Here is a 13,900-nt window from a genome sequence, read left to right as displayed (position 1 = left end):
TGTTTAACTCAATCTCCCAAGGCCATTGATATAACTAAGCGCACTATATTGTTCTTAACAGGTACTGACAAAACCAGTAAAAAGGCGCACAATGGGCGCGTTGCCATGGGGTATTGATGGATGGACTTGCAATACCTAAGCGCTTTTTCGCAAGAGTGTTTAGGTATTATACTTTTGAGGGCAACGTAATGATTAACCAACCTCCTAAAATCGTGATAGTCGGTGGTGGCGCTGGTGGCTTAGAGCTAGCAACACAATTAGGACACAAACTCGGGAAAAAACGTCAAGCAGAGATACTTTTAATCGATAAAAACCGCAGCCATATTTGGAAGCCGTTACTTCATGAAGTAGCGACGGGGTCGATTGATGCCGATTTAGACGGCGTTGTATACTCAGCTCATGCAGCAAAACATCATTATAATTTTCAACTCGGCAGCTTTTGCCACTTAGATCAAACCAACAAAACCATCACTTTAAGCGAGTTAAAAGACGAGCTTGGCCACCGAATTTTACCCGAGCGCCAAGTCAGTTATGACTACCTTGTACTTGCTATAGGCAGTGTCAGTAACGACTTTAATACCCCTGGCGTTAACAAGCACTGTTTTTACCTTGATTCAAACCAGCAAGCTGAACGCTTTCAGCATGCTCTACTCGATAACTTCACCCGTTTACATCAAGATGACGACCCACAGCATTCTTTAACCATTGCTATAGTGGGAGGTGGTGCAACCGGGGTTGAGCTGTCGGCAGAGCTTTATCATGTGTCAGACATGCTAAAAATGTATGGCCTTAATAAAATGACCGCGAAACGCTTACACATTGATTTAATTGAAGCGGGGCCGCGAATTTTGCCCGCATTACCCGAGCGCATTGCAAACTCAGCTAAGCGTGAACTGGTTAAATTAGGAGTAACAGTCCGCGAAGGCACGCAAGTAAAAGAAGCCACAGAAAACAGCTTTATTACCAAAAACGATGAACATATCAAAGCCGACATTATGGTTTGGGCTGCGGGTGTGAAAGCACCTGATTTCATTAAAGATATTGGTATCTTTGAGCTCACCCGCAATAACCAAATTAAGGTGAACCAATATCTGCAAAGTAGCGTTAACGACGATATTTTTGTGATTGGTGATTGCTGTGCATTTACTCAAGAAGATGGCACACAAGTGCCACCCAGAGCACAATCGGCTCATCAAATGGCGCAATGTGTTGAAAAAAACCTAATAGCCACACTCAAAGGCCAACCACTCAGTGCCTTTACCTACAGTGATCATGGCTCTTTAGTTAACTTGTCACGCTACAGCACGGTAGGCAGTTTAATGGGTAACCTAACCAGTAATAGCTTTTTTATAGAGGGTAAAATAGCGCGATTTATGTATATTTCGCTCTATCGTATGCATCAACGTGCTATCCATGGCAGTGCAAAAACTTTTGCACTGTGGATCAGCGAAAAAGTACTCCGCGTTGTTAGGCCAAAAATGAAACTGCATTAAGCTACGGCATAAAGCCGGCAAATTAGTTGTTTGTCGGCTATTTATGCACTTCGTCCCTAGGTAATTGACATCACTCTACAAAGTCATACACTTCAAGCAAGATAAATCCATGGATTGAAGATGAAAAAAGGTATTTCGCTAACCGTTTTTGCAGGGCTTTGTGCCTGTGGGGCCTACCTGATATTAGATAAACCCACACCCATCGAAGCGATAAGCAATGAAGTCTCGACATCTTCTGCTACTGTCGCTGAACAAAAAAAGGCTACGAGCCTCTTTAAACCATCAAATCAGCCTAATAGCAAAGCCACAGAGCTGGCTAAACTCAAGCTAGCCAAACGCCAGTGTAAGCAACAAAGTTTAAAAGCCACTCAAGCTGCAGCTGATCACAGTCAAATAGAAGCAGCGATTAAACAAGCACTAAAAGACGGCGACTCCCTTGAAGATATTTTAAGTTATTCGGAACTTGTGAAAATATCCTACCGTTCATTTAATACCTTAGTTATTAACGCCATCAAACAAAATGCAGAACAGCAATTTCAATATGCCTTATCAGTTGGCATATTAAAAAACTGGCAAGGGCTTGAGGTCATTGATTATTTTGATATAGATACAATCAATCAACTAACGGCAATTGATGGACCCCTTAGTCAAAATACTGGCTCAATGATGTTTAATGTGCCATTACCTGAGCAAGTAAACAAAACAGCATTGTACAAACTATTGGATAACAACGATGATTTTAATACCTATTTAAAAACGCCGTTTAAAATCGGCCCATCAAGGCTCATTTCACCATCTATTTTGTTTCTTGTTAATGCTCATGCGCTTAGTTTAACTGAGTTTGAAAACGCGATATCTAGTAAAGAGTTTACTGTTAACGACATTGCTGTGGCTTTAAAAAGCAACTTACCTAATGATTACCTAACAGCGCTCATCTCTCAAACTGCACAGCTAAACGGCTCGCCTACAGCAATGAGTGATGACTTTATGGATGAACAACTGTATTTAAACCTTGCAGATGTCGCTGTGAGTGAATTTAACGTGCCAATTTTAAAGTTATTAAGTGAGCGAGGTATTGAGCCCACTAATCAGCCAAATGTATTTACAGCGATGGATATTGCCATTGTAAACCTAAAAGGCAGCTCAAATAGCGAAGTGCAGCCACTAGAGAGCAAACACATAGAAACACTAAGTTATCTAAAAAATAAGGGTTATCGAGCTCACGGCGAGCTTGTACGCGACACACCGAACGATAGGATGCTGATGCTTAAATCTTCATTCTTACCGAGTAGCCTTTTATTTGTTGGCGACCAAGTTGCTAATGATGCTTTTTCTCAGTTTATAGATTTAAAGCTAATTCCAAATAACCAAGCATTTAAACGTAAAGAAAAAGATAACTCTGCAATATCAAAAGCACTCAGCGCCTATGAACTACAAAAACAGCAAGCCAAAAAAGTATCTCCTGAGTGTGAAACGATAGATCAGCGGATCAATTCACTAGAAGCGATAAAAACACGCTCTCAAGCACTCAAAGAATTAGAAACACTCGAAGCGCAACAAGGCTTACTAACTCCCGATATGCTTCAAGCCATCGACCCTGTGCAGGTTCATAATTGGCAATTCTTGCATTTAAATGAGTATAAATATCAAACCTCAACGCAGTACCAAACCTACAAAGAAGCAATTATTGAAAAAGATTTTAATACCATTGCCAGTATCACCCAAACAGCAAAACTGAGTACCCACCAGACAAATATGTTGCTCGCAGCAACAATAGAAAACGCTCAACAATTAACGTCTATTTGGCAAAACAGAGTCGACCCAACTGCACCTAAGAATCTTTATGTTTTTACTAAATTGCCATTAGCACAATGGCAGACATTAGCTGATAACGGCTTTGATTTTTCATTAAAAGACATGCATAACAACGACATGTATTTTTATGCAAGCATGCATTCAAATGCAGCTGTTAAGTTTTTAATAAGCCTTGCAGTTGCGCATGATTTTTCTAAACCCGGGCTTGATATTCTCGACCAAGCACTGGAGCAAAGCTATAACACACAAACCCTCGCTGACTATATGCCAAGCGCATTAAAACTTGTTGACCAGTATGAGCCTAACCACTTTCGTCGTGCCGAGCGTCTAAAAGTTTTTGTTCCTGATGTTTATGAAGAGCTTATTAAACTTGCGCCAAAACTTGCACCCAAAGATGGCACTGTAATGAATAACTATCTGTACAGCGCTTATTAAGCTCCTTACCTATTTGAGCCGTAAATTAACCTATCTGTTTTGAGCTTCGCCGCGTATAATGCCCACTTTTTGTGGGGCGCAAAAATTGAATATTATTACACTAAGCGTTTTGTCGCTTGCTATGTCGACTGATGCTTTTGCAGCTTCAATCACCAAAGGCAGTACACTTAAAAATCCTCGTGTTCTAAGTGCAATCAAGCTTGGTTTATTGTTTGGCTGTATCGAAGCTATCGCACCGATTGTTGGCTGGCTAATTGGCAGTGCTGGTGCAGATTACGTTGAAGCCTTTGATCACTGGATTGCCTTTGTGTTGTTAGTGGGTTTAGGTGTTCATATGTTGCTTGAGAGTCGTAAAGAAGATGACGACGATGAAGAGGAACTTGAACCGAATACCAAGCGCTCTTTCATTGCCACACTACTAACTGCCGTTGGCACCAGTATAGATGCGATGACAGTAGGTATCAGCCTTGCTTTCATGAAAGTGAATATTTACTTAGCTGCCGCCATGATAGGCCTAGCAACCACAATTATGGTTACCATCGGCGCGCTACTTGGTAACGTAATGAGTGGCTGGGTAGGCAAAAAAGCCGAAGCAATTGGCGGTGTTGCACTTATTTTTATCGGCTGTGGCATCCTATACAGCCATACCGTGACTTAAACTAATAGCTTATCAAACTCTTCTTTGGGCATGGGCTTATAAAAATAGTACCCCTGCCCAAGTTCACAGCCTAAATCGATCAACTTATTTAGGTGCTGTTTTTCTTCTACTCCCTCGGCAACAATTAATAGACTTAATGAATGAGCTAAGCTTGTTATTGTCTTGACTATATCCATACTCTGCGAATCAACCATCATGTCTCTAACAAATGATTGATCTACTTTTAAAACATCGACCGGAAAAAGCTTTAAATATGAAAGACTGGAATAACCCGTTCCAAAATCATCAATCGCAATAGTCAGGCCAAGCACCGCTAAATCATTCAGCATGCTCTTAGTTACTTCAAAATCTTCCATTAACGCACTTTCTGTAACTTCTAATTCGAGCAATTCACTCGGTAAGCCCGACATTTGGAGAGTTTGCGCCACAAAGTTGCAAAAGTTTTTATCCGTAAACTGCTTTGCTGAAATATTGACAGCAACCTTGATACGAAAGCCTTTATCTAACCACTCCTTTGCTGCGTAACAACTTTGCTTTAAAACTGACTCACCAAGAGCGTTAATAAGTCCAGTCTCTTCAGCTAAAGGAATAAATTCAACTGGCAATATAATTTGATTATTAGTATCTCGTAACCGAACAAGTGCTTCAACACCGACTATTTTTTGTGAACCCAGTGCGACCTTGGGTTGATAATAAACTTCTATCTTGTCGTTTTCTATCGAAGTACGAATCAGTTTTTCAACACTTTGGCGCTGTTTAAACTGATGCTCTAAATCATCTGAGTAATAACAAAAGCGATTACGTCCTTGCTCTTTCGCTTTATACATAGCGGCATCAGCATGAGTCATCATATCTTCTGCTGTCACTGATTCTCTAGGATAAATGCTAATACCTACACTCACTGACAAAATATAAGGTTGTTCATCAATTTTGAATGGTTCACTCATTGTATTAATGATGTCAGTAGCAATCACATCAATAATTGATGTTAGCTTTATTTCAGGGATTAATATCGCAAATTCATCACCGCCGATCCGCGCTAATGTGTAGTTTAAATCAATTAAAGATTCTAATCGCTTCGCAACAAGTTTAATTATTAAATCACCTTGTTGATGACCAAGTGTGTCATTCAAGTATTTAAAATGATCAATATCAATTAAAATTAAAGCAACTTGTTGCTCCTTACTCTTGGCTACTTTGCAAGCATGGGAGACTCTATCATAAAGCAAGACTCGATTAGGCAAGTCGGTTAGTAAGTCATGATTAGCAAGGTGACTCATTTTAACTGCCATTGCCACTGACTCACTAACATCGTGAAAAACGATGATCCCACCACTGACACGACCATCATCATCACGAATTGGCGCAGCAGAATCTTCGACTCGATAAACACGGTTATCTAATGCTGTTAATTGGGTATTTAACGACATAGCAACAATACGATTTTCTCGCAAAGCAAGTAGGATAGGATTAACTAGGTTTTGTCCTGAATACGCATCAGTCAACTTCATCACGTCATCAATATGTTTTGCCTGAGCCTGCTGTGCTGAATAACCCGTTAGCTTTTCAGCAATGGGATTCATAAACGTAATATGGGCTTCATTATCTGTTGCGATAACCGCATCACCAATCGAGTTGAGCATTACTCGCAATCGCTCAGACTCAGCAGCTAATAACTTTTTAGTGCGCTTAATTGATGTAATATCCGTAAGCGTCAATATAACGCCTACCGCTTGCCCTTCATGAAATTGTAAATTAATTTGTGCCCTAACATGCTCAATATTATCGCTCGGATCGACAAACGGTACATTTAACACTTCCTGCGGCTTTTGCTCTTCTAAACAATTATGCAAAGCAAGGTATAGATCATCAGGAAGAATATCTTTAGCTCTGTGGCCAATCATCTCATTGCCACTTACGGCAAACCACTGACAAGTCATGTCATTATTAAAAAGGTTTAGCTCTTGCACTGACCAATAAGAAATAAATACCGGAACTTGAGCTATTAGTGCCGCAACGTCATCTTTTGCAGTACTTATTTGCGCTTCCTGTTGCTTCATTTTTAGATGATTTACTATTCTCAACCGACATAGATTTAAGTCTACAGGCTTATGAATTAAATCAACTCCACCATTCTCAAAACTCTGATACTCAAATATTTGTTCATTATGCGAGGTAACAAAAATAACGATTGATAGGGCTGTTAGTGGGTTTTGTTTAATTGCTTTGCATACTTCGAAGCCATTCATATTTGGCATTTCGATATCAAGTAAAATAATATCGGGCCTGAATGAAAATGCTACGCCTAAGGCTTCAACTCCTGACGCACATCCAATAACTTCACCTAAATCCCCAAGAGCCTCAGTCATCACCAATAGACTTGTAGGTTCATCATCAACAACGAGTATTTTACTCTGCCGATTATTTAGATGAGAAAAAAGCAAGACTATGACCTCAATTAATGTAACTAAAAAAACTCTAGTCCTATCTCATCAGTAGCGCCAATAAAAAATATAATTTTCCATTCTTTAGTTGTAGAAATTCTAAAAATTCAGTCTATGCTTAATCAACACTCAGGGAGAAGATAATTTGCAATCTAATGAAGTAAATAACAACAAACTGATTGATGATTCCATCATTTTGATAGTCGATGACGAGCCAATCAATGCGACTGTCATTGAAGGCCTACTAGCATCACATTTTAAAACCCACACGATTAATTGTGGTGAAGAAGTGATGTCTGTTTGTGACTCTATTAAACCCGACCTAATATTGTTAGATGTCATGTTAGGGTCTATGAGTGGTCTTGATGTGTGTAAAGAGCTAAAAGCTCACCCTTCTTATAAAGATATTCCGGTTATATTCATCACTGCAATTATGGATCAAGAAGATCAAAACCAATGCTGGCAAGCAGGCGCTGTGGATTTTGTAACTAAGCCAGTCTATGGTGTAACCCTTCTAAACAGAGTGACTGCACACCTGACATTAAAGAAACAAGCAGATCTTTTAAAACAACAGACACAGCAAGACAGCCTAACGGGATTAAAAAACCGCCGTTCTTTAAATACGACTCTGACGCAAAATCTATTACTTGCGAAACGTCATAGTCAGGCACTATCTGTGCTGATGATCGATATAGACTGGTTTAAACAATACAACGATCAGCTTGGACATCAACAAGGCGACAACTGCTTAATAAAAGTAGCTACAGAAATCAAAAATAGTATTAACCGACCAACAGACACAACTATTCGCTACGGTGGTGAAGAATTCCTCTGTATTTTACCTGATACCGATATTCAAGGAGCGCAGTTTATTGCTCATAAGCTATTGGCCAACATTAAAAATTTAGCTATTAAACACCCAACTACAGAGTCAGGAATAGTCTCGATAAGCGTGGGAAGCGCAACACTGTCAGATGATAAAAATTTTACTCCAGAAAATTTAATCAACAGTGCAGATACAGCGCTATATCAGGCTAAACAACAAGGAAGAAATCGCTGCGTTTGTATTATCGCAACCAATGAATAATTTAAATTTTTGTAGATTTTTTCAAAATGACATAACTATAAAGGCAAATAAAAAATGAACAGTGAGATGTCAGGGAAGCAGCAAACAACAAACTCGAAAAGCGAAAGTTTAGAATTGAACCATTGGAATAAAAAAGCGGCACTTTACCGACTCATGAACAATGAGGTCTTGCTCATTAGAGTAAGCAAAATGTTTTTAGATAGTTCTCATGTCAAATTAGCGTCACTATCTCAGTCCATACAGAACAGAGACTTTAAAACAACTACATCAGCCAGTTATTCACTTAAAGGAGCCTGCGGCGATTTAGGTGCTACAAGATTAGATCAACACCTAAGCGAATTAATTGTATTAATCGCCAATGAGCGTCACCCTTTTGAGGAGATACAATCGAAATTATTTGAAATAAAAAAAGACTACCAAGTATTACTGACAATCTTACAAAAATACACCTCTTGATAAACCACTTAGTTTTAATTTAGCAACCACGTTAGCGTAGCGTCAAAAATGCTCGTCTAGGTGAATCTTTGTCTTCAAATTTTCATAAAGTGGGAGTATGTTTATACAAACCACTAAAGGAATGACGCTATGACCGCTAAAACGCTGATTTTCAACTTTGATGGCACAGGCAGTGAGCCTCGTGATGCTGAACAATTCAGCGCCGCACATTTCAAAGAAGACGCCAGTATTTCTAATATTCTTAAACTTCATTTATTGTTTGGCGGCGCACTCAATAGCGAACCCGCAACACCATTTCCAGCTCAACTTAGCTTTTATTATCAAGGTATAGGCACCCAAGGTAGTCGATTTCGACGTTTATTCAATCAAGCCCTTGCGCCAAGAGGTGATGATGTTGCCAGCATTTTAAACCGGGCTATGGGCGACTTTAAAAGCTATTACAATGTAGGCGACAAGATACTTCTAACTGGTTTTAGCCGCGGTGCTGCTCTTGCTAGGCGCTTTGCCAAATGTTTAGAGCCACTTATCAGTGATGATGTGTACTTATGTGTATTCGATACCGTTGCATCAATAGGCTTTTCGAAAGTAACAAAAGCAACCCGCGGTGCTGAGCATGTCATTTTTGAAAACTACACACTAGCAAGCAATATAAAAGCTGCCCTTCATTGCGTGGCACTTGATGAAAAACGCCGTGCATTTGAACCCACACTTATAAACAGTGCACCGCATGTGCAAGAGATCTGGTTTGCAGGCGCCCATTCTGATGTGGGTGGCGGCTATTATCGTGATGGCTTAGCAGACATTTGTCTGCGCTATGCGATTGAGTGGCTGATTGAACAAACCGTTGCATTAAACTTACTTACCAGCGCGGATATCAATTACAACACTCTGCTCCCAGAAGAGCATCGTAACCTCATTGCACAAGATGATGTAACCGTTACCCCAGATCCGCTAGCTCTTAGTCATCAACAAAACTATTTTTGGTTTAACCCGTTGTTCAAACTGGTAGATCGCGAATGCTGTGTATTGGTTGATAACGAACAAAGCACGCTCGCACCAACCATTCATTACACAGTAGCAGAGCGCATTAATCGCCTAACGAGCTATCGTCCGGAGTCGTTAAAAAGCCTTCATTACGATGTACTTTATAGCGATGAAACCCGCTTGAAATTTAAAGGCTTAAGCCCACATATTGCGCTTGATAAACAAAATATGACGGTGTTGGGCATAGACGAAAGTAAAGATGTGTTTGTGTATGGCGCTGAAAAGTACAATCACACAGGCTTAATGTTAGAGCAAGGTGGCACGTACCGATTTACGCCTTACCCAGAGCAAACTTGGTATGACGACGGCATTAGTTGCGGACCTGCAGGTTGGCACCGCGACAATATCCAACTTGGGGTGAAAGAAATCCCAATGGCCGTGCTTGAACCGTTTAGACGTTTACCCCACGCACAATGGTTTGCGCTAATTGGTGCTATCGATAACAACGACGATCATTTATTTGAAATTGCTGAGGGTGCTGATATTCGTATTGCTAAATCAGGTGAGTTTTGTCCTTTTGCCAACGACCTAAACCGCTTTTATGGGGCGAATGCGGGGCGAATTAAATTGCGTGTGACTCGTTTAGGATAATTTAGTGATTAGGCTAGCTTAGTGCTTAACATAGCGAGCGATAATCTCGGTTATCGCTTGCTGGTTGTTTATAATTGCTGAGTTAATAGCTGCTCTGTCTTCTGCTAAAAGGGTTGTTTCACTCAGCATAAAATGAACGCTGTCATTATTGACAATATACGGATGCAACTCGATCCCCTGCTGGTTATTTTTTTGAATTAAATATAAACCGGCTAATTCATCATCAACAAAAAAATCGACCCGCTTAGCAACCAACATAGCTAGCCGCTGGCGCAAAGAGGGTACAGTAACGAGTAGCTCTTTATACTTTGGTTCTTCTTTTAAATGAGTAAAGTCAGATCCAAAGTAGCTCCCGCTGTTAGTTAAAATAACTTGCTGATGTTCGAGCAAACCTTGCAAGTCTAAAGACTCTAACCGGCCATGAGGATACCAAAACAAGCGCATTACTTCATTACGGTAAGGCTCTGAAAAGAAACTAAAAGAGTCACGCTCTGTGCTATAACTTGCGGCAGGTAGTAAATCGACTTTACCGTGTTTAAGCTCTGTAAACCCGCGTTTAGATGAAGGCATGACGACGTATGTTGCACAAAACCCTGCCTCATTTAGTACTAAGTTGACCACATCGATATCAATGCCGGTGAGTTCACCGTTTTGCGTAAAGACATAAGGCGCCCACTGCTGACTAATTCCCACTTTTAAGGTTTTATCGCAGCTAAATACCGAGTTACTAAATACAAAAACGGTAAGTAAAAACAACGCGCTTAACCTCATTTATCCACCTTAGCTTAAATACTTACAGATCATATTATTCAAGTATGGTTGATAATGCCTGAAAGATCAGTGTATGAAATGAGAAACAGAAAGTTAGTAAGTTTTAAGGGGAAAGTTCCGAAATGCGAGGTGGCAGCCCGTAGGGCTGGCTTTAGCCGGGGAAATGTCTTAAGTTAGCGAGTTTAAAGGGGAAAGAGTAAAGTTAAGAGATTCGAGGTGCGAGATACGAGTCTGTAGCAGAGTTTTTACATCACGCCCCAGCGCCTATGTTTTCCCCCGTAGGCGTGAAACTTGTTTCGCGCGTCTGAAGATAAGAAATTTGAAAAGGTTTACATGGATTATGTTGGGTTTCACTCCGTTCTACCCAACCTACTTCCCCCACAAAAAAGCAGCCATGCGGCTGCTTTAAAGGGAAATCACATTTTAATGATGGGCATTAAATGTGGTTATTACACTTAAAGTGCTTTCCATACATCCGCGACGCCTGGCTCGTCTCCTTGAGTCCACCATTTCGCTTCGTATTTATTACCTTGGTGAGTGACTTGGTCACCACCGTTGTAGATACCTGCAGCTTGCCATACAACATCACCATTACCGTCGGTTGGTTGTGAGCTAGCTTCCCATGGGCCGCCTAAATCAGGGCGGTCACCTTGTGTCCACCATTTAGCTGTGTATTCTATGCCGTTATAAATCACCGTATCACCACCAACATAAGTCGCCGCTGCATCCCATGTGGTTTCACCATCTGGCGGAGTTGTTGTACCAGAATCTGTCACGGTAACATTAAAGCTCACTGCAGTCGCTGTTTGCCCATCGCTTACCGAAACCGACACAACATAGCTTGTATCAGCATCAACGCTGCCCGCTTGTAAGCTCACATCAGCACCTGAACCCACTAACGTTAAACCTGCTGGCACTGTCCAGCTGTATGAGAGTGCATCGCCATCAGCATCAGATGCCGAAACCGCCACTGCCACACTCGCGCCCTCTGCTACGGTTTTATCTGCAATTGCCGCAACAACTGGTGCTTGGTTCTCACCTGTTGTTGGTGCTACAACATTAACAGTGACGTTACGGCTTACACTTGCCTCACCATCGCTCACACTCACAGCAACCGTGTATTGCGTATCAGCAGCCACTGATGGCGCTGTGATAACAAGGGTATTTGAATTTTCACCGCTTACTGTTAACGCGCTGTCAGCTGTCCAGCTAAAGCTTAGCGGATCGTTATCAGCATCTGTTGCCGATGCACTAATAGATACACTTTCGCCCGCATTCACAGATACGGTACTTGATACAGATAGCACCGGCGCTCTATTGCTAGGCTCAGTTACTGTGCCACCAAGCGCTTCGTGCATAGCGTTAAGAATATCGCCATTATCAGCGTCAATTTCCCATGCAAACAGACCACCTAGATTATATTGATTAACATAAGCACCTTTTGCCAAAACAGAACGACGGTTATCGTATGTAATTAATTTACCGTTACTGCGGTTCCATACATAAGCGGCTTCGGCTTGTTCGTCATAACCTGTTTCAAACCCATTGATGCCATTTTCTGCAGCGCCCAGCATGTAAGTTTTGATGCCTTTATAATCAATTACACCATCTTCCCATACGCCTTGCGCTGTAGTGCCTTTAAGTTTGCCGTTGCCCGGTGCTGTCATAGGGTTATCAGCGATAGTGGCATTTTCTGGATAAACGCCTTCCCAGCCACGGCCATACATAGCGGCACCTACCACGATTTTCTTCGATGGTACGTTTTGCGCAAGTAGATTTTGCACTGCGTTATCAGTTGTGTAAGCAGGGCCTTTATATGGAACGCCTTCTTCATCGACACCTGTGCCATCACACTGACCAACACGGAAATGCGATGAACAATAAAGTGCAGCCTGATGGCCCGTTACATTGCTCCATGCACCATAGTAGTCATAGCTCATTAAGAAAATGTAATCCATATATTGTTGAGCTTGTGAGTAGTCGACATCTTCAATTTTGTCGTAACCCGCACCAATCGCTGATGTTAATTCATACTCACGACCTGTCTCGGCTTCAAGCTTATCAAGCATCGCTCGCAGCTCTTGCATTAACGCAACGTATGCTGGGCCGTCAGCAACTGGGTCGCCTAAATTTGGATTAGCACCCTGACCACCCGGGTATTCCCAGTCAATATCAACACCGTCGTAGAACTTCCACGTTCTTAAAAACTCTTCCATTGATGCCACAAACGTGTCGCGATTTGCTTTATCGGTAAAGTAGGCAAATGGGTCTGATAAAGTCCAACCACCCACTGATGGTAAAATTTTCAGATCAGGATAGCGCTGCTTTAACGCCATTAACTGCGAATATGTACCACGAATTGGGTCATTACTATCAACACCCGGTAGCGCTTTTTGAATCGCAGCCCATGGGTCGTGGATCACAACTTCAAAATCTTGCGAACCCGCACAGGCAGTATTTAACGCGTTTTTAGGGCCGCCTGTTAACGAGTCATTAGGTCCACAAATTGGAATAAACCCATACAAGATATGACTGAGGTTTTGTGCTGGTATATTGGTTACGTCGAAATCGCGACCATAAATACCCCACTCAACAAAGTAGGCACCGGTAACAAGACCATCTTTGGTGCCAATATCTTGGTTGTTTGGATCATAATCCATCGGCAATGGCGCTAAGTGACCGCCATCTGTATCGGCAATAACAATTGGCTTACCTTCACTGCGCGCACAGGTGGTACCGCCTTCACATAGTTCTACATATAATGTGTGACGACCTGCTTTATCATACGGGAAGCTAATAACACCACTTTTAGTGCCTGCTGCCAGCGAGCCTTCATTAACCAACATATCATCGAAGTACACTTTATAGCTGTCGCCGCCATCCCCACTCCATGCGTTCCATTCAATGCTGATAGTGACTTCATCAACGCGGTTCACTAAGCTCTTGTATGAGCCTGTACCTTCAAGATCAACCTCAACAAATGAGTACTCTTGTGGCTCCCAAATAATGGTTGGTGTTGAAGGTGCTGCATTCGCTGCACTTGCAAAGAGTGCAACACCAATGGCTGCGCTTAATTGTTTTATATTCATGATTCTCTCTTATTTGT

Annotated in this window: 9 protein-coding genes; 6 read left to right on the top strand and 3 right to left on the bottom strand. The window is 41.5% G+C overall.

The window, feature by feature from the left end:
- The first annotated feature begins 188 nt into the window (after positions 1-188).
- The 3 genes from IMPJCBKJ_RS01425 (at position 189) to IMPJCBKJ_RS01415 (ending at position 4,401) form a co-directional block, all read left to right on the top strand.
- Positions 189-1,493: an NAD(P)/FAD-dependent oxidoreductase gene (locus IMPJCBKJ_RS01425; RefSeq protein ID WP_166338337.1), complete on the top strand. Its 1,305-nt coding sequence runs from the start codon at positions 189-191 to the stop codon at positions 1,491-1,493.
- A gap of 120 nt (positions 1,494-1,613) precedes the next feature.
- A complete protein-coding gene (locus IMPJCBKJ_RS01420; RefSeq protein ID WP_166338335.1) occupies positions 1,614-3,743 on the top strand; it encodes a hypothetical protein in 2,130 nt (709 codons plus the stop codon).
- Positions 3,744-3,828: 85 nt separating this feature from the next.
- On the top strand, positions 3,829-4,401 hold the full coding sequence (locus IMPJCBKJ_RS01415; protein WP_166338333.1) for a manganese efflux pump MntP family protein: 573 nt from the start codon (positions 3,829-3,831) through the stop codon (positions 4,399-4,401).
- Here IMPJCBKJ_RS01415 and IMPJCBKJ_RS01410 read toward each other — a convergent pair.
- Complete coding sequence (locus tag IMPJCBKJ_RS01410) at positions 4,398-6,845, bottom strand: EAL domain-containing protein (protein ID WP_228290654.1); 2,448 nt, start codon at positions 6,843-6,845, stop codon at positions 4,398-4,400. The two genes, IMPJCBKJ_RS01415 and IMPJCBKJ_RS01410, sit on opposite strands and share 4 nt — an antisense overlap.
- Positions 6,846-6,990: 145 nt before the next feature.
- On the opposite strand from IMPJCBKJ_RS01410, the gene IMPJCBKJ_RS01405 reads away from it, so the two are divergent.
- The 3 genes from IMPJCBKJ_RS01405 to IMPJCBKJ_RS01395 all read left to right on the top strand — a co-directional run bounded on the left by IMPJCBKJ_RS01405 (position 6,991) and on the right by IMPJCBKJ_RS01395 (position 10,023).
- Entirely contained in the window at positions 6,991-7,932 is a 942-nt protein-coding gene (locus IMPJCBKJ_RS01405; protein ID WP_166338331.1) for a diguanylate cyclase, read from the top strand.
- A gap of 54 nt (positions 7,933-7,986) precedes the next feature.
- Positions 7,987-8,388 (top strand): Hpt domain-containing protein, encoded by a 402-nt coding sequence (locus tag IMPJCBKJ_RS01400; protein ID WP_054553455.1) that lies wholly within the window; start codon positions 7,987-7,989, stop codon positions 8,386-8,388.
- A 129-nt stretch (positions 8,389-8,517) separates the two neighbouring features.
- Complete coding sequence (locus IMPJCBKJ_RS01395) at positions 8,518-10,023, top strand: DUF2235 domain-containing protein (RefSeq protein WP_166338329.1); 1,506 nt, start codon at positions 8,518-8,520, stop codon at positions 10,021-10,023.
- A gap of 18 nt (positions 10,024-10,041) precedes the next feature.
- Here IMPJCBKJ_RS01395 and IMPJCBKJ_RS01390 read toward each other — a convergent pair whose 3' ends face one another.
- Both IMPJCBKJ_RS01390 and IMPJCBKJ_RS01385 read right to left on the bottom strand, forming a co-directional pair.
- Complete coding sequence (locus IMPJCBKJ_RS01390; protein ID WP_138599357.1) at positions 10,042-10,794, bottom strand: transporter substrate-binding domain-containing protein; 753 nt, start codon at positions 10,792-10,794, stop codon at positions 10,042-10,044.
- Between the two features lie 455 nt (positions 10,795-11,249).
- On the bottom strand, positions 11,250-13,883 hold the full coding sequence (locus IMPJCBKJ_RS01385) for a glycosyl hydrolase family 18 protein (protein ID WP_166338327.1): 2,634 nt from the start codon (positions 13,881-13,883) through the stop codon (positions 11,250-11,252).
- Positions 13,884-13,900 lie beyond the last annotated feature (17 nt).

It is taken from the genome of Pseudoalteromonas sp. MB47, assembly GCF_011319765.1.
In the GTDB taxonomy this organism is placed as follows: Bacteria; Pseudomonadota; Gammaproteobacteria; order Enterobacterales; family Alteromonadaceae; genus Pseudoalteromonas; species Pseudoalteromonas simplex.
This window is presented reverse-complemented; position numbering and strand designations above follow the sequence as displayed.